18 protein-coding genes and 1 pseudogene are annotated in these 20369 nt (G+C 67.4%); 6 read left to right on the forward strand and 13 right to left on the reverse strand.

The genetic code is table 11. The annotated features are described in order from the left end of the window. Window positions 1–278 precede the first annotated feature (278 nt). The 7 genes and pseudogenes from L3V85_RS13395 to L3V85_RS13425 form a co-directional block, all read right to left on the reverse strand. Complete coding sequence (locus tag L3V85_RS13395; protein WP_237677815.1) at window positions 279–782, reverse strand: hypothetical protein; 504 nt, start codon at window positions 780–782, stop codon at window positions 279–281. Then, complete coding sequence (locus L3V85_RS13400; protein WP_237677816.1) at window positions 779–976, reverse strand: transposase domain-containing protein; 198 nt, start codon at window positions 974–976, stop codon at window positions 779–781. The genes L3V85_RS13395 and L3V85_RS13400 overlap by 4 nt, the downstream gene beginning before the upstream one ends. Next, window positions 946–2529, reverse strand: a pseudogene (gene tnpC / locus L3V85_RS13405) (IS66 family transposase); the annotation flags it as partial. The gene L3V85_RS13400 and the pseudogene tnpC, both read right to left, overlap by 31 nt. 56 nt (window positions 2530–2585) lie before the next feature. Beyond that, a complete protein-coding gene (gene tnpB / locus L3V85_RS13410) occupies window positions 2586–2924 on the reverse strand; it encodes an IS66 family insertion sequence element accessory protein TnpB (RefSeq protein WP_237677819.1) in 339 nt (112 codons plus the stop codon). Beyond that, window positions 2921–3322, reverse strand: a complete 402-nt coding sequence (tnpA, locus tag L3V85_RS13415) for an IS66-like element accessory protein TnpA (protein WP_237677820.1) — start codon at window positions 3320–3322, stop codon at window positions 2921–2923. Before tnpA ends, tnpB begins: the two co-directional genes overlap by 4 nt. Window positions 3323–3398: 76 nt before the next feature. Continuing rightward, window positions 3399–3809 (reverse strand): hypothetical protein, encoded by a 411-nt coding sequence (locus L3V85_RS13420; RefSeq protein WP_237679681.1) that lies wholly within the window; start codon window positions 3807–3809, stop codon window positions 3399–3401. A 321-nt stretch (window positions 3810–4130) separates the two neighbouring features. Beyond that, window positions 4131–5648, reverse strand: coding sequence for a sensor domain-containing diguanylate cyclase (locus tag L3V85_RS13425; RefSeq protein WP_237679682.1), 1518 nt, complete (start codon window positions 5646–5648; stop codon window positions 4131–4133). Window positions 5649–5833: 185 nt separating this feature from the next. Here L3V85_RS13425 and L3V85_RS13430 point away from each other — a divergent pair, with 185 nt between their 5' ends. The 3 genes from L3V85_RS13430 to L3V85_RS13440 are packed head-to-tail and all read left to right on the forward strand — an operon-like array spanning window position 5834 to window position 8873. Further along, entirely contained in the window at window positions 5834–6811 is a 978-nt protein-coding gene (locus L3V85_RS13430; protein WP_237679683.1) for a magnesium and cobalt transport protein CorA, read from the forward strand. Window positions 6812–6864: 53 nt separating this feature from the next. Further along, window positions 6865–7344, forward strand: a complete 480-nt coding sequence (locus L3V85_RS13435; RefSeq protein WP_237679684.1) for a MarR family winged helix-turn-helix transcriptional regulator — start codon at window positions 6865–6867, stop codon at window positions 7342–7344. After that, a complete protein-coding gene (locus tag L3V85_RS13440; protein WP_237679685.1) occupies window positions 7341–8873 on the forward strand; it encodes a DHA2 family efflux MFS transporter permease subunit in 1533 nt (510 codons plus the stop codon). The genes L3V85_RS13435 and L3V85_RS13440 overlap by 4 nt, the downstream gene beginning before the upstream one ends. Window positions 8874–9005: 132 nt before the next feature. Here the strand turns inward: L3V85_RS13440 and L3V85_RS13445 are convergent, their stop codons facing one another. The 3 genes from L3V85_RS13445 to L3V85_RS13455 all read right to left on the reverse strand — a co-directional run bounded on the left by L3V85_RS13445 (window position 9006) and on the right by L3V85_RS13455 (window position 11713). Next, window positions 9006–9845 (reverse strand): siderophore-interacting protein, encoded by an 840-nt coding sequence (locus tag L3V85_RS13445; protein ID WP_237679686.1) that lies wholly within the window; start codon window positions 9843–9845, stop codon window positions 9006–9008. A 49-nt stretch (window positions 9846–9894) separates the two neighbouring features. After that, window positions 9895–10470 carry a PadR family transcriptional regulator gene (locus tag L3V85_RS13450; protein WP_237679687.1) on the reverse strand — a complete coding sequence of 192 codons (576 nt, stop codon included), beginning with the start codon at window positions 10468–10470 and terminating at the stop codon, window positions 9895–9897. A 94-nt stretch (window positions 10471–10564) separates the two neighbouring features. Then, on the reverse strand, window positions 10565–11713 hold the full coding sequence (locus L3V85_RS13455; protein ID WP_237679688.1) for an FAD-dependent oxidoreductase: 1149 nt from the start codon (window positions 11711–11713) through the stop codon (window positions 10565–10567). A gap of 71 nt (window positions 11714–11784) precedes the next feature. On the opposite strand from L3V85_RS13455, the gene L3V85_RS13460 reads away from it, so the two are divergent. Further along, window positions 11785–12225, forward strand: coding sequence for a MarR family winged helix-turn-helix transcriptional regulator (locus L3V85_RS13460; RefSeq protein WP_237679689.1), 441 nt, complete (start codon window positions 11785–11787; stop codon window positions 12223–12225). Window positions 12226–12247: 22 nt separating this feature from the next. Here L3V85_RS13460 and L3V85_RS13465 read toward each other — a convergent pair whose 3' ends face one another. Then, complete coding sequence (locus L3V85_RS13465) at window positions 12248–13543, reverse strand: cytochrome-c peroxidase (RefSeq protein WP_414080231.1); 1296 nt, start codon at window positions 13541–13543, stop codon at window positions 12248–12250. A gap of 256 nt (window positions 13544–13799) precedes the next feature. Between L3V85_RS13465 and acpA the strand changes: the two genes are divergently transcribed. Together acpA and L3V85_RS13475 are read left to right on the forward strand one after the other, a co-directional pair. Then, on the forward strand, window positions 13800–16013 hold the full coding sequence (acpA, locus tag L3V85_RS13470; RefSeq protein ID WP_237679691.1) for an acid phosphatase: 2214 nt from the start codon (window positions 13800–13802) through the stop codon (window positions 16011–16013). A gap of 100 nt (window positions 16014–16113) precedes the next feature. Then, window positions 16114–16725, forward strand: a complete 612-nt coding sequence (locus L3V85_RS13475) for a DUF938 domain-containing protein (protein WP_237679692.1) — start codon at window positions 16114–16116, stop codon at window positions 16723–16725. A gap of 13 nt (window positions 16726–16738) precedes the next feature. On the opposite strand, the gene L3V85_RS13480 is transcribed toward L3V85_RS13475, so the two are convergent. Together L3V85_RS13480 and L3V85_RS13485 are read right to left on the reverse strand one after the other, a co-directional pair. Then, window positions 16739–19282 carry a TonB-dependent siderophore receptor gene (locus L3V85_RS13480; RefSeq protein ID WP_237679693.1) on the reverse strand — a complete coding sequence of 848 codons (2544 nt, stop codon included), beginning with the start codon at window positions 19280–19282 and terminating at the stop codon, window positions 16739–16741. Window positions 19283–19369: 87 nt separating this feature from the next. After that, window positions 19370–20368 carry a FecR family protein gene (locus tag L3V85_RS13485; protein WP_237679694.1) on the reverse strand — a complete coding sequence of 333 codons (999 nt, stop codon included), beginning with the start codon at window positions 20366–20368 and terminating at the stop codon, window positions 19370–19372. Window position 20369 lies beyond the last annotated feature (1 nt).

The raw sequence follows: 20369 nt of genomic DNA on the forward strand, positions 1-20369 counted from the left end.
AAACGATTGTTCGAATCGAGAGTCTTTCGACGTAGAGCTCAAAAAATGGGCAGCTGAATATGCAAGTGCGTCGGCGACATCGAGGAGCATGGGCTTGTCTCCTTCGAACGCCTCCGGCGTGATTGATCTGCCCTCGTGAGTGACTGGCATTCTGCTGGCTTGGCGCCTGCCTGTACCCCATTCGATCTTTGTGTGATCCGGGTCGATCCAAAGGCGGAATTCTTCGTTTTCTAAACCGTGAGCGTCCAGTCCGACCATCTTGACCGGCCGCACGCGGGTCACTTGGACTGCAGCTGTGCTCCGACGTAGGCCACACACTCCACGAGGCTGAGGGCGGCCAGCAGCAAGAACTTCTCGGCGTCAGTTCTCACGCGCAACAGATCGTGCTCGCCGAGATAGCCGTACACGAACGCAAGCAGGTAGCGCTCAGGGTGGTCGACGCAGGACTTCGTGATCATCTGCTCGACGAGGGCTGGCGGCACGCCTTCGGTGAACTCCATCGTCGCCGTCAGCCGCCGCAAGGAGGTTTCCTGGACGTCTTCAGAGATCGTCGGCACGGCGTGCCCGCAGTGCTTCATGGCCTGGAAGGCGACCAGCAGAACGTGGATGGGCACTTCAAGCTGCAGCATGTCGACCCCGTAGCGAGGCAACACAAGGATGGAGGCCAGCAGGTTGGGCTGCTGGACGTGGATTTCGTCAGCCAGATCAACCTTCTGCTGCGCGCTCATGCGGTCGACGTCGATGTTCGCCCGGACCATCACGGTCTGCGTGAGCAAGGTCATGGTGCTGCGTCGCACGCGGGCTGCCATCGGTGCGGCAGCAAGTCCTCGATCTGGCTGGCGCGCTGCGTCGGCAGGCGCTGCAGCACGTCGCGCAGGTAGGCCCAGGGTCGTGGCCGTTCAGGCGCGCCGACTGCACCAGGCTCATCACGATGGCCGCTCGCTGGCCGGCCAGTTCGCTGCCCACGAACATCCATGCCCGGCGACCCATCGCCCACGGTTTGATTTGGCGCTCCAGGTGGTTGTTGTCGATGGCGACCGCGCCGTCGTTCAGGTGGCGCGTCAGCGCGGTCCAGTGCCCCAGCGTGTAGTCGATGGCCTTGGCCGTCGGGCCGCCGTCGGCCACCAGCCTGCGCTCCAGTTGCAGCCAGTGCTTGAGCTCTTCCCACAGCGGCCTGGCGAGCTGCTGGCGTTGTGCCCGGCGATCATCGTCGCTGAGGTCTTGGAGCTGCGCCTCGACGCCATAGATGCGCGCGAAGCGACGCACCGCCTCCAGGCCCACCACGCTGGTGCCGTCGTGCGTCAACTCTTCGAAGTTGCGGCGCGCGTGCGCGGCGCAGGCGGCGCCCAGGCGGTCCGGATACAGCCGGGGATCGACCACAGTCTCGTAGGCGCTGTAGCGGTCACTCAGCAGCGTGCCCGACCATCGTCTGCCGTGTCTCTCTCGGCCTCCCAGGAAGGCCAGCGGGTACTGCGCCCCGCGTCCCGGGCAGAACTCGTAGATCACCCCAGGCACCTTGTCGTGCCAGCTTCTGGCGTAGGCCCAGACGTAGGCTCTTCGCGTCTTGCCCGCGCCTGGGTCCAGCAGGGACACGGGTGTCTCATCGGCGTGCAGCACCGCACAGCTGAGGATGAAGCGCCTGTGCGCCTCGTGCAGCGGCTGCAGCGCCGCGCCGGCCTGGCCGGTGATGGACGCCAGCGTGGAGCGCGGTGTGTGCACGCCGCTGCGGGCGTTGATGGTCGTTTGCCGGTAGTACGGCATGTGGTCCACGAAGCGGCTGATCAGCGTGTGCGCGACGAAGCCGCTGGCAGCGATACCGCCTTCGATGACCTCTGCCACGCTGGGCGCCTGGCGCAGCACCTGGCAGCAGCGGCAGGCCCACTTGCCATAGATGTGGCGGTGCACGAAGAACTCGGCCGGCACGATGTCCAGGCGCTCGCTGACCTCCTGGCCGATGCGCGTCATCGGGCGCCCGCAGCCGGGCTCCAGGCAGTCGGTGCGCTCGGGCTCGTGGTGGTGTTCGACACGGCGCAAGTGATCGGGGAACGGGTTGCGGCGCGGCCGGCGCGAGGGCGCCTTGGTCGTTGTGTCCGAGGCTGCTGCGGCGGCCGCAGCCGCGGCGGCTTCACGCCGAAGCCGCTCGAGCTGCTCGCGCAGGCCCGCCTCGTCCTCGGCCAGCGTCTCCTCGAACAGGCGGCGCTGCTCGGCGTTCATGGCCTCGGACTTGGCGCCGAACTTCCAGCGCTTGAGCCTGGCCAGCTCGAAGGTGATCTTCTCGATCTTGGCCTCGCGCAGGGCGATCTCGCGGTCCTTGCGCTGCAGCAGCGCGTCGCGCTCGGCGAGCGCCTGGTCGCGCTGCGCAAGGACACGGCCATGCTCGGCCAGTTGCTGCTGCTGGTCTTGCACCCGCTGGAGCAGCTGAGCAACCAGCGCAGCTGTCTCGGCGGACAGTCCCGAAGGATTCGCTACAGGAAGATCACGCGCACCAAGCATGCGTTGAATGATGCCAGTGCACGCCGATGCCAACATCGGCACATCCCCCGTCAACGCTTGGGGCAGGTGGCGTTGGCGTTGGCGCCGGCTCCTCAGGCTCGCGTGATGACGCTCAGCTCGGGAAGCCGCTGCCAGGGCAGGCCCAGGACCAAGGCGTCGAACTGCGCAGGTGTGAGCGACAGCAAAGGCGTCGCATCGGTCGTGCTGGGCCAGACGAAGCGCCCCGCGTTGAGCCGGCGCGCCGCGCACCACACGCCGAAGCCGTCGTGCACCAGCAGCTTGACACGCGTGCCGCGGGCGTTCGCGAACAGGTAGCCATGGTGCGCCTGCGCTGCGCCGAAGACTTGCACAACGCGCGCCAACAGGCGCTCGGCGCCGGCGCGCATGTCGATAGGGTCTGCGGCCAGCCACATCGCGTCGATGCGGATCATCGAAGCAACTCGCGCATCCAGGCCGCGCACTCGCTTGCGGCGCTCGCCGGCCAGGTCACGGTGACCGCGATCGGCCCACGTCGCAGCTCGATGCGAACGTCCGGGCTATGAGCCGGCTGCACTGGTGGCGGCAAGCTGACCGGGACGAACACTGTCTTGGCTTCTTGCGCCTTGGGGCCCTCGACGGTGGTCGCGCTGACGACGGTGGTTGCCGAGTTCATCTCTGCGTCGCGAACCCATCGGCGCAGCAGATTCGCGTTGACGCCGTGGGCCATTGCCACCGCCGCCATCGACATGCCCGGCTGCATGCAGCTGGCCACAGCGTTTGCCTTGAATTCGTCGCTGTGAATGCGACGTCGCCGGCGTGTGCCGGCTTGCTGATCGGGGATAGTGCTCACGTGTCCACCAAGAGTTGTTGATGGGGACTAGGCTCCTATGCTCCGAGCAGGCTTTCAAGATGGTTGGACTGGACGCTCACTCTAAACCGGCAAGGGCGATGGTGTATGCGAACGCGGCAAGCTGCTTTGCCTCAGCAAGGATCTTCACGGGTGAACCTTGAATCGGAATCTCAAGGTGAGGTGGAAGGCCAGCGCGATCGATGTGTCCCAAGTTGAATGCTGCTCCAGCATTTCGCAAGTAATTGCCAGTGACCGCCAAAAGTTGAAGCACGTCACCGTCACTCAGCGAGGCCCATGCAGTCTTTGCGCGCGCATGTTTGTTAAGCAGTTCGCGGCAATGAATGCGATCAGCAGGCGTGCCCCCGAACATTTCCTTGACTTCACCTAGTGCGGCTAAGACCCTTTCTTGGTCTTCGGCTTTCACAATCACTAGCCCATACGTGATCGCATTACCGAACGAGCTTTCATCGCCGAAGAGATAGAGCATGTTTGGCGTAGCTTTTGGCGTAACTTGAGGTGGTTGGCCTCGATTTTCCCTAGAGAAGACGCCCTGCCATCATCGGAGTGTGCGCTGAGACGTCTGACTTGTTCATTTCAATCAATAACTTGCGATCCGTGCCACCGGTGTGCCGGGCCGGCCGGGCCGGGCGCCATCGAGCGGTCGCCCGCCTTCTCGGGACTGGGGGGCTTGTCGGGGGAGTGCATGGGGAGCGCAGCGCCGGAGCTCGCATGTGCACGGGTGGGAATCCCGGGGGATTTTACGTTCGGTGCATTTGACCCCGGGTCGTTGCCGGCGTCCGGCCGGCCCTCAGGCATCCACGGGCTCTTCGTGGCCCATTGCACGATTGCGCCCGCTTTCCTTGGCCCTGTACAGCGCGCGGTCGGCGGCTTCGATGAGCCGCTGTTCCGCCCGGTTCGCCTGCATGCCGTGCAGGCTGGCCGCGCCGATGCTGAGGGTGACCCGTTCGTGCGGGCTGGCGGCGTGCGCGATGCCGAGGGCGCGAACCCGTTCGAGCAGTTGCTCGGCAACGCTCAGGGCGCCCGGCAGGTCGGTGTTGGGCAGGATGATCGCCACTTCTTCGCCGCCGTAGCGCGCCACCAGGTCGCCCGGGCGCCTGACGCCCTGTTGCAATGCATCGGCGACGGCCCGCAGGCACCGGTCGCCGGCCACATGGCCGTAGGTGTCGTTGAAGTGCTTGAAGTAGTCCAGGTCCAGCAACAGCAATGAAAGGGGCGTGCCTTCGCGGGCGGTGCGGCGGCATTCCCGCGCCAGGACGTCGTCGAAGCTGCGGCGGTTGGCCAGGCCGGTGAGCTGGTCCTGGGTCGCCAGCACCTCCAGCCGGCGGTTGGCCTGCAGCAGGTCTTCGCGCGCGGCCATCAGCGAGGCCTCGGCGCTCATGCGGCGCTGGATGTTGATGATCAGCCGCCGGCCCACCGCCGCCACCACCGCCAGCAAGGCGCCCACGACGCCCAGCGTCAGCAGCGCCTGCCGCCGCCAGGCCTGCAGCGCGTCGTCCTTGCCGAGCGACACGGTCGTCACCAGCGGGTAGCGCTCGCTCGTGCGAAAGGCGTAGAGCCGCTGCACACCGTCGAGGCTGGAGCGGAAGGACGCGGTGCCCGACGTGCCGGCATAGCGGCGCAGGAAATTGGGCGACTTGGAAAAGTCGCGGCCGACATCCTGCTCGCGGTATGGATAGCGCACCAGCAACTGCCCGCCCGAAGTGGCCAGGCTGATGGCGCCGCTGCCGCCGAGGTCGATGGTGCCGAAGGCGCGCAGGAAGTTCTCGATGCCCAGCGCCACGACGATCACGCCGGCGAAGTTGCCCTGGCCGTCTTCCAGGCGCCTGCTGACCGTGATCACCCAGTCGCCGGTGAACTGGCTGCGCACGGGCGAGCCGATGAAGATGTCCTGCGAGCGCTTGTCGCGGTGGTGGATGAAGTAGGCGCGGTCGGCGCTGTTGGTGCCCGGCGCAAAGCTGCCCCGGGAGTGCATCACCCAGTCGCCCCGGGCGTCGAGGATGGACAGGCCGTTGAGCTGGTTCAGCAGGTGCTCCTGGCGGCTGACCAGCGCCTGCACCCGCCGCAGGTGCGCGGGGCCGTCTCCTTCGGCCTCCAGCCGCTCGGCCACGCCCAGCAGCAGCATGGCGCTCTCGGTGAAGATGCCTTCGGAGTAGGTGTTCAGCGCCTGGGCCAGGTTGAGATTGTTGACGTCGATCTCGGCCAGGGTATGCCTGCGCGCCGACCAGAGCTGCCAGCAGGTGGCCGCCGACACGCAGACCACGACGGCCAGCAGCAGCAGCTTCGCAAGGCGAACATCGCGCTTCACTGGCGCACTCCCTCGAATGAACTTGTTCTCATGGCTTCCTGGCTCCCCCTGTCCTGCGCGGCGTCTGCGTTGCGCCGCTCATCGTCTGCCCGGCAAAGCAGCCCCGGACTCTATCCGACCGGAGCCGATTTCAGGGGCATGGCACCATCGAAGCTCCGATTACTGTGAACTGCGCGGGGGTATCGATGCTCATCAATTGCGTCGCCTATGAAAACGGCTCCAAGCTCGCCGACATTTCGGTCGAGGACATCAGCGACTACATCTCCCGGCCGGGTTGCTTCGTCTGGGTGGCGCTGAGCGACGCCTCAGACGCCGAACTCAGCGAGATGCAGAAAGAGTTCGGCCTGCACCCGCTGGCCGTGGAAGACGCCCACCACGGCCACCAGCGCCCCAAAGTGGAGGAATACGGCGATTCGCTCTTTGTGGTAATGCACCTGGTGGAGCCCTCGCCCGAGGGCGAGCACTGCACCAACGTGGGCGAGGTCGACGTCTTCGTCGGCGCCAACTACGTGCTGTCGGTGCGCAACCGCAGCCAGCAGGGTTTTCTGGGCGTGCGCGAGCGCTGCGAGCGCGAGCCCGAGCTGCTGCGCAACGGCGCGGGCTTCGTGCTGTATGCGCTGATGGACGCGGTGGTCGACCGCTACTTTCCGGTGATCGACGCGCTGGAGGTCGAGCTGGAGGCCATCGAGCAGCAGATCTTCGGGCAGGGCGGCGCGGCGCGGGACAAGATCAAGCAGCTCTACGACCTGAAGCGCCGCAGCATGGTGCTCAAGCGCGCGGTGGCGCCGCTGCTGGAGGCGGCCGGCAAGATGCACGGCGGGCGGGTGCCGCAGATCTGCATGAGCTCGCAGGAATACTTCCGCGACGTGGGCGACCACCTGGGGCGCATCAACGGCTCCATCGACGCGATGCGCGACACCATCGCAACCGCGATCCAGGTGAACCTGTCGATGGTGACGATCGAGGAGAGCGAGGTCACCAAGCGGCTCGCGGCCTGGGCCAGCATTTTCGCGGTGTGCACCGCCTTTGCCGGCATCTGGGGCATGAACTTCGAGAACATGCCGGAACTGAAATTCCGCTACGGCTACGCGGTGGCGCTGGGGCTGATCGTGAGCACCTGCGGTTACCTGTATTACCGCTTCAGGCGCGCCGGCTGGCTCTGATGGCCGTCGTTGCTAACGCCAAACTAATAAACATGTAGATAATCTAGTCCCTTATGAAAAGGGACTTCACCCAGCGCTTCGGTTTTCTCGTCAAGAGCGTGGGCAAGCTCTACAGCGAAGAGTTCGACCGCCTGGCGCGCGAGCGCATCGGCCTCACCAGCGCCCAGTGCCGCCTGCTCGGCGCCTTGGCCATGCACGACGAAGACGAGCCGCTGTCGCAGGCGGAACTGGCGCTGCGCCTCGACCTCACGCCGATGGCGGTGGCCGGCCTGTGCGACCGCATGGCCGCGGCCGGCTGGATCCGCCGCGAGCCCAGCCCGACCGACCGCCGCGTCAACAAGATCCACCTGGAGCCCAGCGCCGAAAAGGCGCTCGACGGCGCGCTGAGCATCAGCGACGGGCTCAATGCCCGCGTGATGTCGGTGCTGTCGCAGGCCGAGCGCGCGCAGCTCTTGAGCCTGCTGACCCGGGTGCACGGCAGCCTGCTCGACATCACCTCGCCCCAGGACGCGAAGGAGGCCAGGAAGCCATGAGCGTCGCGCCCGGAACCAAGGTGCCGCACCGCGGGATGATCACCATCTCGATCATGCTGGCGACCATCATGCAGGCGCTGGACACCACCATCGCCAACGTGGCGCTGCCGCACATGCAGGGCAGCCTGCAGGCCTCGCAGGACCAGATCACCTGGGTGCTGACCTCGTACATCGTGGCCTCGGCCATCGCGCTGCCGCTGACGGGCTGGCTCTGCGGGCATTGGGGGCGCAGGCGCGTGTTCATCATCTCGGTGATCGGCTTCACCGTGGCCTCGGCGCTTTGCGGGCTCGCGACCTCGCTGGTCGGCATCGTGGCGGCGCGGCTGTTGCAGGGCATTTTCGGCGCGGCGCTGGTGCCGCTGTCGCAGGCGGTGCTGCTGGACATCAACCCGCGCGAGAAGGTCGGCCAGGCAATGGCGATCTGGGGCGCGGGCATCATGGTCGGGCCCATCCTGGGGCCGCTGCTGGGCGGCTGGCTCACCGAGAACTTCGACTGGCGCTGGGTGTTCTTCATCAACCTGCCGGTGGGCATCTTCGCCTTCTGGGGCATCGCGCGCTACCTGCCGGAGAGCCGGCCGCAGGGCGAGAAGCTCGACATCTTCGGCTTCGTGACGCTGAGCCTGGCCATCGGCATGCTGCAGCTCTTTCTGGACCGGGGCGAGCAGCTCGACTGGTTCGACTCGTGGGAAATCAAGCTCGAAGCCGCCGCCGCGCTGGTGGCCTTCGGCTTCTTCGTGGTCCATACCTGGACGGTGCAGGGCGTGTCCTTCTTCGACCGCGACCTGCTGAAAGACCGCAACTTCGTCACCGGGCTGTTGTTCGCCTTCATCGTCGGCATGATCTTGTTCGCCACGATGGCACTGCTGCCCAACTTCCTGCAGGGGCTGATGGGTTATCCGGTGGTCTACACGGGGCAGGTGACGGCGCCGCGGGGCGTCGGAACCATGATCGCGATGATCATCGTCGGGCGGCTGGTGCAGAAGGTCGACGTGCGTGCGATCATGGCCGTGGGCTTCGGCCTCACGGCGTTCTCGCTCTACCAGATGACGCGGCTCACGCTGCAGATGGACAGCACGCTGATCATCGTCTCGGGCTTCATCCAGGGGCTGGGCATCGGCTTCACCTTCGTGCCGCTGTCGACCGCCACCTTCGCCACGCTGGCTCCGCGCCTGCGCAACCAGGGCACGCCGATCTTCAGCCTGCTGCGCAACATCGGCAGCAGCGTGGGCATCTCGATCGTGCAGGCGCTGCTGACCGAAGGCTCGAGCAAGGCGCACGCGCAGATCGCCGCGACGGTGGCGCCGGGCAACCAGGCGCTGTCGACACTGCCGCAGATGATGTCGCCGGACACGATGACCGGGCTGGCGCTGCTCAATGCAGAGGTGACGCGGCAGGGGGCGCTGGTGGGTTACCTGGACGACTTCGCGATCATGATGATCATCACGGTGCTGGCGATTCCGCTGCTGTTGCTGATTCGCAGCCCCAAGCGGAGTGCGGCTGCGTCGGGGCCGGCGGAAGTGCCGCACTGACTTTGAATTTCTCCCTCCCCCGCTGGGGGAGGGCAGGGGTGGGGGCTCAGCGGCCTTTGAACCGCCGCGGCGCTGGATGCGCCGCCTGCCCCCATCCCAACCTTCCCCCAGCGGGGGAAGGAGCAATACCGCTTACTCGTCGTGCGTGTCGTGCGTCGCTTCCGCACCGCGGCGCCAATAGCCCGAGGCCCGCGTCCATTTCGGATTCGCACCGCGCTCGCCCACCAGATGCGCGCGCAGCGCCTTGGCGATGGCCGATTCGCAGCCGACCCAGGTGTGGAAGTCGCCGGCCGGCAGCTTCGCGGCCTTCAGCGCGTCGAGCAGCACGGGGCTGGTGCCCGGCTCGGCGCCGCGGCGATGCACCCATTGCAGCGTGAGTTCGGCGCGGGTCTCGAAGGGCAGTTCGTCGGCTTCGCTGTCGACTTCCGCCAGCACCACCGCGCGCGCGCCGGCCGGCAGTTCGGCCAGGCGGCGTGCGATGGCGGGCAGGGCGGTGTCGTCGCCGATCAGCAGGTGCCAGTCGAATTCGGTCGGCACGATGAACGAGCCGCGCGGGCCGCCCACGCCGAGGATGTCGCCGGGCTTGGCCTGCTCGGCCCATTGCGTGGCCGGGCCGGCTTCGTGCAGCGCGAAGTCGATTTCGAGCGTGCCGGCCTTCGCGTCATGGCGGCGAGGCGTGTAGTCGCGCATGGTGGGGCGCCCGCCGGCGGGCCACACCGGGCCTTCGGGGCCGGCGGTCGGCAGCGCGAGCTTGCCGGTGGCGGTGTCAGGGAAAAAGATCTTGGCGTGGTCGTCGAAGCCGGGGCTGTGGAAGCCCGCGAGGTCGTCGCCGGTGAGCGTCACGCGGATCAGGTGCGGCGTCACGCGCTGCACGGTCTTGACCGTGAGCTGGCGAAAGCGCAGTTCGTGGCGCACCCGGCGCGGCGTGCGGTCGGGTGCGGAGGCGGTTTGCGAAGTACTGAAGTCAGTCATTGCATGAATCCTGTCTGAGCAGGGCGGGTTGAGATTCGGTGGTGGCGGCTCAGATCTTGTCGATCTGCTGGGCGGCGCTGTCGAGCACGGCGGCGAAGTCGTGCGCCTGCTGTTCCGTGAGCGGCGTGCCCGAAAGGCGCATGCGCATGGCGAGCTTGAGGTTCTCGATGGCGCGCGTGACCTGTGGGGGGCGTCCGCCGCGCGGGCCGGCGCCGTCGACGCCGCCGCTCATGCGGGCCATCATGGCGTCGGCCGTTTCGCGGTTGGACGCGAGGAACTCCTGTCCGCTGGCGGTGATGCTGTAGCGCTTGCGCCCGCCGTTGTCGGCGGTTTCCACGCTGAGGTAGCCAAGCTCCTCGAGCAGCGTGAGCGTGGGGTAGACCACGCCGGGACTCGGGGCGTAGCTGCCGCCGAGGCGGTCTTCGATGGCCTTGATCAGTTCGTAGCCGTGGGCCGGCTTGTCGGCGATGAGCTGCAGCAGCACGAAGCGCAGGCCGCCGTGGCCGAACACGCGGCCACCGCCGCCGCCGCGCCCGCCACGGTGTCCGCGACCGCCGGAAAGGCCGTCTTCATGTTCGCCGCGCGCGGTGCGGCAGTGGTGATGGCCAAAGTGGAAATGTCTCATGGTGGGCATCCTTTTCGATGTATGTCGGAAATTATTTTAGATATATCTAAAATAAAGTCAAATCGATACATGCCGAGATGCCCGGCAGTGGCGTTCAGGCAGTGGCGGATGCCCGGTGCTGCCGCAGGTGCTCCAGCGACAGTGCCTCACCGATGTGCGACATCTGGATGGCCGCGCCTTCGGCCGAGCGCTCTGCCACTTCGGCGACGCGCTCGAACATCCGTGCTTCATGGGCGGCCACCGCGCCGGCCCAGTCTTCCTGCTTCGTCAGCGCGGCGGCCAGCTCGACGGCGTCGAGCATGGCGGCGTTCACGCCTTCGCCGCCGAAGGGCGACATCAGGTGCGCCGCGTCGCCCAGCAGCGTGAGCCCGCGCCGGGGCGTCCAGCAATGGCCGACCGGCAGCGCGTAGATGGGGCGGGGAACGAAATGGTCGTTGCTGGCGCGGAAGAGGTCGGTGAGCGCATCGGCGTAACCCGCGAACTCGTCGATCAGCGCGCTGCGCACCGAAGCGGGCGACGCGAAGTCGAAGCGCTTCGTGGCCCAGTCGGGCGGCACGCGGAAGATCGCGTAGCCGCGGATGTGCGCATTGCCGTTGCGCTGCGCGATGAGGAGCTTGCCGTCGCCCTCCACATCGAGCTTGCCGCGGCCCACGAGCCTGGAGAGCGTCGGGTGGCTGTTGTCCACGTCGTCGATGCCGAACTCGACGAAGGTCAGGCCGCTGTACTGCGGCTTGTACGGCGAGAGCAGAGGCCGCACGCGCGACCAGGCGCCGTCCGCGCCGACGACCAGGTCGAAGGGGCCGGCTTCGCCGTCTTCGAACAGCAGGTTCCAGCACCCGCCCTCCTGCAGCCGCAGGTCGCGCAGCGCACGGCCCCATTGCACGGATTCGGCCGGCAGCGAATTCAGCAGGATGTCGCGCAGCGCCGTGCGGTCGATCTCGGGGCGGTTGCCGGCGGAGGCGTCGGGTTCCTCGAAGAGCACGCGGGCGGACTTGTCCAGCAGGCGCGAGCCTTGGTCTTCATAGCGCGCTGCGCGTCGAAAGGCCTCGCCCAGGCCAGCCCGCTCGATGGCGAGCAGGCCCGAGTCTTCGTGAAGATCCAGCGTGCCGCCTTGCGGGCGCGAGTGCGGGTCTTCCTCGCGCTCGAACACGGTGGCCTGGATGCCTGAGAGGTGAAGGATGCGCGCCAGCGTGAGGCCGCCGGGACCGCCGCCGACGATGGCGATGCGTGGATGCTTGTTCATTCGGTGGACTCCATAAAAGGATAGGTTCCTATTCATATTAACATAGGCTCCTATGAAAGTAGAATGACGGCATGGCAGACATCCCCGAACCCAACCCCCTGAAGCTTCTGGGCCGCGTGGCCCGCGGATTCACGCGCATCGTCGACGGCGGGCTGCGCGAGCTGGGCCTGGCGGCCGGTCAATTGCCGGTGCTGGTGTCGCTGAAGAAGAGCAAGGCGCTGTCGCAGGCCGAGCTCGCGCGCATCGCGCAGGTCGAGCAGCCCAGCATGGCGCAGTTGCTCGCGCGCATGGAGCGCGACGGGCTGGTCGAGCGCGTGGACGACCCGCAGGACAAGCGCAGCCGCCTGATTTCGCTCACGCCGCTGGCAGCCAAGCGCCTGCCGAAGGCCAAGCTGCTGATGGATGCGCACGTCGAGCAGGCGCTCACCGGCTTTTCTCCGGAAGAGATCGAGCAGCTGACCGCGCTGCTGCTGCGGGTCGATGCGAACGTCGAGCGCATGGGCGGCGGCTGAGGAACCGCGAGCCGCGTGAAGGCTACCGGCCCGCGTTGACGGCCGCGTTCTTCTGGTCCGCGTCCGTCAGCGTGCGCAGGAACGCCGCCACGTCGCGAATCTCCGCTTCCGTCAGCGACGGCTTGTCGCCGGGCTTCTGGCCGAAGGGCGCCTCGTTGTTGATGTTGGCGTGGTACTGCGCCGGCAGGTCGTCGAACTTCCGCACCACGCCATTGGCCGCGCGGCCATACCAGCGCTGCGGCGCGGTGTCGCGCTGCGCATAGAAGCGGATGGCTTCTTCCAGCGAATGGATCACCCCGTTGTGGAAGAAGCTCTGCCGCACCGCCACGTTGCGCAGCGACGGTGTGCGGAACAGGCCGCAGTACTCGCTGCGATCCTTCAGGTCGGTGCGGTAGGGGCCGCACAGCCCCAGGTCGTGGAACGACGGGTCGGCATTGGCTTTGAGCTTGCGGTTGCGCGGCACGCCCAGCGCGATCATCCCGAAGTCGGAGAACAGCGGAAACGCGCCGTCCTGCGTGCGCGCGCTGATATGGCACGAGGCGCAATTGCCCTTGCTCTCGTCGTTGAACACCTTCAGCCCGCGCGCCTCGGCCACGCTGAGCCTGGCCTGGCCGCGCAGCACGGCGTCGTACTTGCTGGTGAAGGGGTAGAAGTCTTCCGGCGATTGCTGGAACACCTCCAGCGCCCAGCTGGCCGCCTTGAAGGCCGCCTTCGGGTCCTTGAAGACGTCGTCGCCGAAAACCTTGCGCATGTCGCCTGCGTAGGCGGTGCGCTCGAGCTTGCCGGCCACGTCCTCGACAGAGGCATTGGCCATTTCCGCCGATGACAGCAGCGGCATGCCGGCCTGGTCGTGGGCCGAGTCCGCCCGGCCGTCCCACATGCGGCCGCCGGTGGGCCCGGCGTCGATGCTGTCGTCGCCGTCGTTGTCGTGGTGGTGTTCCGTGAAAGGCGCCAGCGTCTCCAGGTAGCGCAGCGACGGCGCGGCACGAGGGCCTTCGAGCCGACCGTCAACGCCGCCCAGTTGCACCGACAGCGCATTCGGTGGCCCCCAGGCGTGCTTTGGGTCGTGGCAGCTCGCGCACGAGGCCTTGCCCGAGGCCGAGAGGCTGCCGTCGAAGAAGATGCGCCGGCCGATGTCGGTGAGCTGGTCGGCGCTCGGCATCGGCCGGCCCGGCACGGGGGCGTAGAAGGCGCCCACATAAGCCGGTGGCGCGGGCAGCGCAGGCGTGGGGGCCTGCTGCGGCGGCGGCACGGGAGTGGCCGCCTGGGGAGGCTGCTCGCGGCCGCATGCCGCAAGCAGGCCGCACAGCAGCAGCATGGCCGAGGCCACGAGCGCCGGGCGGCGAAAGAAATGAAGCGTCGCAGGCACGTGCAGGAAGGGGCGAAGCGGGCAAGGCCGCAAAGGAGCCGCCGAGGATCGAGCGCCCGTGTGTCAAAGACGTGACGAATTCTTAGGCCTGAATTAGCAAGGCCGGGTGTACGAAGAATTGCAACATGGCTGTCATGCACGCCGCAGAGCATCACGCCGCCCGGCCGCCGGTCTGGCTCATCCACATCTCATAACTCCATACATGATGACCCCCACCCATAGCAGCAGCGCGCCCGCGCGCGGACGCAGATACGTGCGCCACCTCACCCTCTGGCCGACCGCCGTTGCAGCCGCCGTGCTGGCAGTCGCCTGCGGCGGCAGCGACGACCATCCCGCCGGCTCCGTGGGCGGCACGGCGACCTCGGGCGTCGTGACCGGCAGCTACTACCGCAACGCCAAGGTCTGCATCGACGCCAACAACAACGGCCGTTGCGACCCCAGCGAAACCACCGCCATCACCGACGCCAATGGCGCCTTCACGCTCTATGCCCAGGGCCCGGTGGTTGTCGAGATCGGCACCTCCAGCAAGCGCTACGACCCCGTCACCAAGACCGAAACCGCCGTCACCCAGCCGCTGGTGTTCCGTGCGCCCGCTGCCGCCAATGGCGTGGTCAGCGCCATCACCACCGAGCTCTCGGCGCTGATGGATTCCAATGGCGGCAACTTCGCCGCCGCCCGCACCGCGCTGGCGGCCCGCATCGGCGTGAGCGAAGCCCAGCTGCTGGCCGACCACAACAAGGTGACCGACGCCACCGTCAAGACCGCGCTGCAGAACGAGATCGACCAGTCGATCGAGCGCATCGCCGAGGCCGTGGCCGAAGCCGGCACCGGCGGTGACGTGATCGCCGCCTTGCGCAACCGCTTCGCGCTCGACCAGATCACCAACGTGGTCGTCATCTACGCTGAAAACCGCGGCTTCGACAACCTGTACGGCCTGTACCCCGGCGCCAACGGCATTCCGGGCGTGAACCCGACTTCGTCGACCAAGACACCCGAGCCGCAGAAAGACTTCGACGGCTCCACGCTGCCCGCGCTGCCCCCGGTATGGAGCGGCGTGACCGCGCCCGGCCAGACCACCACGATCATCGAAGCGAAGACCGTGGGCATGCCCAACAAGATGTTCCAGATCGACGATCCGGCGGGCTTCTACAACACCGGCACGGTGATCGACCAGAGCGTCATCTCGCGCGACCTGATTCACCGCTTCTACAACAACCAGATGCAGATCAACGGCGGCAAGAACGACAAGTTCGCCGCCTACTCGGATGCCGGCGGCCTCAGCATGGGCTACTACGACGGCAGCAAGATGAAGCTGTGGAAGGTGGCACAGAACTTCACGCTGGCCGACAACTTCTTCATGGGCGCGTTCGGCGGCTCGTTCCTGAATCACCAGTACCTCGTGTGCGCCTGCGCGCCGCTGTATCCGAACGCCGATGCGGCGAATTCGCCCGCCAACAAGTCGATCTCGGCCATCGACACGGACGCCAATGGCAACTTCGTGCGCCTCACCCCCGCGGCCAACGCGTCGACCTCGGTGTTGAACGCCGCGCCTTCGTACCTGAAGGACAGCACGCTGACCCCGAAGGACGCCGCTGGCAACTTCTACGCGGTCAACACCATGCAGCCGCCGTACCAGCCCAGCAGCGTGGCGCCGGCAGGCGCGGACACCAAGCTCTTCGCGAACCCGGCCAACGCAAGCACGCTGCCGCCGCAGACCCAGGCCACCATCGGCGACCTGCTTACCGCCAAGGGCCTCAGCTGGGCGTGGTACGCCGGTGCGTGGAACGACACCACGGCCATCGCCACCAGCGGCAACCGGACATTCCCGCCCGCCGTGCCGCCCGCCGCGCAGACGCCGAACTTCCAGTTCCACCACCAGCCGTTCAACTACTACGCCGCCTTCGACCCCGTCGCCCACCCCGACGCGCGCGCCGCCCACCTGAAGGACTTCGACAACGACTTCCTGAAGGACGTTGCCGCAGGCACGCTGCCCGCCGTGAGCTTCTACAAGCCCCAAGGCAACCTGAACCAGCACGCCGGCTACGCCAGCGTGGCCGACGGCGACGCGCACATCGCCGACGTGCTCGCCAAGCTGCAGGCCAGCCCGCAGTGGAAGAACATGCTCGTGGTCGTCACCTACGACGAGAACGGCGGCTTCTACGACCACGCGACCGTGCCGAAGGGCGACCGCTGGGGCCCCGGCACCCGCATTCCTGCGCTCATCGTCTCGCCTTACGCGAAGAAGGGCTTCGTCGACAAGACCCAGTACGACACCGCCTCCACGCTGCGCTTCATCACGCACCGCTGGTCGCTGCCGCCGCTGCAGGGTCTGGTCGACCGCGACACAGCACTCGTGAAGAACGGCAGCCACCCGATGGGCGACCTGACCGGCGCGCTGGACTTCGGCAAGAAGTCCTGAGGCGGTTTCCTTCCGCAAGGGGAGGCGGGCAGGGTGCCCGCCTCCCTTTTTTCATTGATACCCTCGGGGCATCACAAGCATTCCGAGCCTCGACATCCGCATGGACGACCTTCCTTTCAGCGCAGCCGCCGACCGCAACAAGCAGCCCATCCTCGACGTTCTGAAACGCGTGCTCGGCGAGCGTGGCGCCGCGCTGGAAATCGCCTCCGGCACGGGCCAGCATGTCGCGTGGTTCGCCGCAGCCATGAGCCATTGGACCTGGCAGCCCACCGACGCGGATGCCGCCATGCTCCCCGTCATCGAAAGCCGGTTGGCACAGGCTGGGCTGCCCAACCTGCGCCCGCCGGTGCTGCTCGACGTGACGGCCCCGCAATGGCCGTCGCGGGGCGCACCGTTCGCCGAACGCTTCGACGCGATCTACTGCGCCAACATGCTGCACATCGCGCCGCCGTCCGCATGCGCCGGCCTGATGGAAGGCGCCGCGCGGCACCTGCTCCCGGGCGGCCTGCTGATTACCTACGGCCCGTACTTCGAAGAAGAAGCCCCGGCGCCAAGCAACCTCGCGTTCGACCAAAGCCTGCGCGCCCGCGACGCTTCCTGGGGCATTCGCCGCCTGGAAGACGTCGTGGCGCAGGCCCGCCGCTCGGGCCTCGCGCTGCGCGAGCGGCACGCGATGCCCGCGAACAACCTGCTGCTGGTCTTCGGTTCCTGACCGGCGCGCCCGGTCAGAACTTGTAGCGCGCCGTCAGCTGCACGTTGCGCGGCGCGCCGTACGTGCCCGAATACCACCAGCCCGACACCGACGAGATGTACTTGCGGTCGAACAGGTTCTGCACGTTGAGCGTCACGGAAAGCTGGTCGTTCACGTCGTAGCGTGCCATCAGGCTGGCCACGGCGTAGGCGCCCTGGCGCGCGGTGACCGTGCGCTCTATCTGCCAGGCTTCGCCCGTGTAGTAGAAGCCGCTGCTCCAGTCCACGCCGCCGCCCAGCGTGAGCCGGCGCCAGTCGCCCGGCAGGCGGTAGGTGGTCCACAGGCGGGCCATCTGGCGCGGGAAGGTGGTGTTGATGCGCTGGCCGGTGGCGTCCTTCGAGGTGCTGAAGTTGTACGACGCGGCCACGTTCCAGCCGCGCGCCAGCGTGCCGTTGAGTTCCAGGTCGATGCCACGTGTGGTGGCGCCCTTGATGGCGCGCGAAGCCGTGTTGGTGGTGCCGGGTACGAAGTAGCCCGAGTCCGCCTCCGCGATGTTGTCCTGCTTGATCTGGTAGACGGCGGCACTGCTCGTCACGCGGCCGCCGAGGAAGCTGCTCTTGATGCCGGCCTCGTAGGTGTCGCCCTTTTGCGGATCGAGCAGCGCGCCGTAGCGGTCGATCGAGCTCTGCGGGTTGTAGATCGTGGCAAAGCTCGTGTAGAGCGTGTGGTTCTCGTCGAGGTCGTACAGCAGCCCGGCATAAGGCGTGAACACGCGCCGCTCGGACGAGGGCGACTTCGAGTCGTAGCCGTCGGTGGTCTTGGTGATGTAGTCGCTGTCGTAGTTCAACAGCTTGCCGCCCACCACCAGCTTGAACTGGTCGCTCAGCTGGAAGCGGCCCGCGCCGTAGATGCTCTTTTGCCGGCGCGTGCTGTCGAAGGTAACGAAGCGCTCCCCGAAGACCGGCGTGCCCGCGTTGTTCCAGCGGTAGATATTGACCGGCGCATTGCGCAGGCCCGAAATGTCGAAGCTGCCGTTGGTGAGGCTGCGGAAGTCGGTGTAGTCGGCACCGATCACGGCCTCGTGCTGGCGGCCGAACAGGGTGAACGGGCCCGTCAGCTTCAGGTCCACTGTCTTGTTGCGCAGGTCGTAGTCGCGGCGCTCGGCGTTCAGGTTCAGTCCGTCGCCGGTGAACTTGTCGAACAGGCTGCTGTTGACCGCCAGGTACACCGAGTCTTCGCGCTGCTTCGATTGCAGATAGTTGGCCGAGAGCTTGAGCTTCCAGTCGTTGGCGAGCGTTTGTTCCAGCGTCAGGAAGCCGCTGGTCGAGTTGGTGTTGAAGCGGTTGTCGCGGCTCGCGCCGCTGAACGACACCGGAAGATCCACCTGCTCGCCGCTGCTGTTGAACAGCGGATAACCCAGGTAAGACAGCGAGCCGCGCGATCGGTTCTCCTGGTGGTCGATGCCCGCCGTGAGCTTGAGCGTGGAGGTCAGGTCGGCTTCCACCACGCCGTAGAACACGTCCTTCTTCTTGCGGTAGTAGTCGATGTAGCTGTTGCCTTCCTCGTGCACCGCCACCATGCGGCCGCGCACGCTGCCCGACTCGTTCAGCGGCGTCGAAATGTCGAGCATGCCGCGCCGGTTGCCCCAGGAACCGACACTGGCTTCAGCCAGCCCCTGGAACGAGGCCGTGGGCTTCTTGCGCACCATGTTGATGATGCCCGACGGGTCGCCCGCGCCCGTGGTCAGGCCCGATGCGCCGCGCAGCACCTCGATGCGGTCGTACAGCGCCATGTCCGCGATGCTCTGCGAAGGCAGTGCGTCCAGCCCCAGGAATTCGCTGTGCGTGCTGATTCCGTCGAGCTGGTAGTTGGTGATCGGGTAGCCCCGCGCGCTGGCACTGGTGCGCTCCGTGCCCAGCGTCGAGGTCGACAGGCCCGGCGTGCGCGCGAGCACCTGCTTGATGCTCGTGAGGTTCTCGTCCTCCATGCGCTGCTGGGTGATGACGCTGATCGACTGCGGCGTTTCCTTCAGGCTCAGGCCGAGGCCGGTGGCCGAGGTGCTTGGCCCGCGGGCCGTGTAGGCGCCGGTGCCTTCCGTGGTGCCCGTGCGTTCGGCCTGCGCCGTGACGCGCACTTCGGCCAGCGTGGTGCCTGCCGCTTCCGGCGTCGCGGACGCCGATGCATTGCCGCTCGACGCGACGACCGTCAGCGTGCCGCTCGGCGTCTGTGCCAATGCCAGCCCGCTGCCCGTCAACGCCTGCTGCGCAGCCTGCGCCACGGTGAAGCGCCCTTGCACCGCCTGGGCACGTCGCCCGGCCACCAGCGATGGCGCCGCGCTGATGGTGCGGCCGCCCTGGCGGGCGATGCGCGCCAGCACCAGGCCCAGTTCATCGGCCGGCAGGTTCCATTCCATGGCACCGTCGGTTGCGGCGGTAGCGCCCGGGGCGGCGGATGGTGTCTGCGCGAACGATGCGGTGCTGCCGCATGCGAGCAGGGCGGCGAGCGCCAGGGTGGCCTTGCGAGTCGGCAGGAGCGGGCCGGCCTTCCGGCGGGCCGGTGAAATAGGGGAGAGCGTCACGTCGGACATTCCTCGTCGGTTCTGTCTGGGTTGATCGGAGTGTTCAACCCTGTATGTCCCGCGAGGGTGCGAAAACCCGTCAGCTCATCAGCCCGTATGCACGTCCACGTACACCACCAGGTCGCCCCAGCGCCGCACGCGCAGCGGCAGCGTGTCGACCAGGTCCTGCAGCACCTGCATCGGCCGGTCCAGCGGATACACGCCGAAGACCCGAACGCGCGCCGCCTCCGCGCTCACGCGCAACACGGCGGGCGTGTAGGGGCGCAGCGCATCGACCACTTCGGACAGCGGCTGGTCATGCACTTCCAGCACGCCCGACGACCACGCGCTGGGGTCGACACGCGTGGCGAAGATCGCCTCCACGCTGTCTTGCCGCATCCAGGCGCTGCCGCCTTGCTCCAGCGCAACGCCGGGGCCTTCGTCGCGCGGCGCCAGCCGCACGCTGTGTTCGAGCACCGACACCAGCGTGCGACCCTCTTCCTGCTGCACCATGAAGCGCGTGCCCAGCGCGCGCACCGTGCCTTGCGCGGTCTGCACGACAAAAGGCCGCAGCGCATCGGCTGCGACCTGCGCAATCAACGCGCCCGCGCGCAGCCGCACCAGCCGCTGCGTGGAACTGAAATACAAGTCGGCCGACGAGCGAGCATTGAGCAGCAGGTCGCTGCCGTCTTCCAGCGCGAAGCGACGGCGTTCGCCCGTGCCCGTGCGCAGGTCGCTCGACCAGGCCATGAGCGGCGAGCGCCGGTCGAGCCAGATCCCGCCGCCGGTGGCCGCGAGCAGCGCCACGGCGGCGCTCCCCAGCAGCGCGCGGCGGCGCGGGCGGTGGTCGCCGGGCGCGCTCAGCGCACGCATGCTGGGCGTCGCATGGCCGCCGGCCTGCAGCTGGCTCAATGCGGGCGTGATCCGCTGGTTCAGCCGCTGCTGCAGGTTGGTCCAGGCGGCGGCATGCGCGGGGGCGGCGTCGAGCCACTGTGCAAAGGCCTGCTGGTCGCTGTCGCTGCTGTGGCCCGAGTCGAGCCGCACCAGCCAGTCGATGGCCTGCTCGGTGACCGCATCCAGCGGCAGCGCGTTGGCGTGTGCGGCCATC

Source organism: Variovorax paradoxus, from assembly GCF_022009635.1.
In the GTDB taxonomy this organism is placed as follows: Bacteria; Pseudomonadota; Gammaproteobacteria; order Burkholderiales; family Burkholderiaceae_C; genus Variovorax.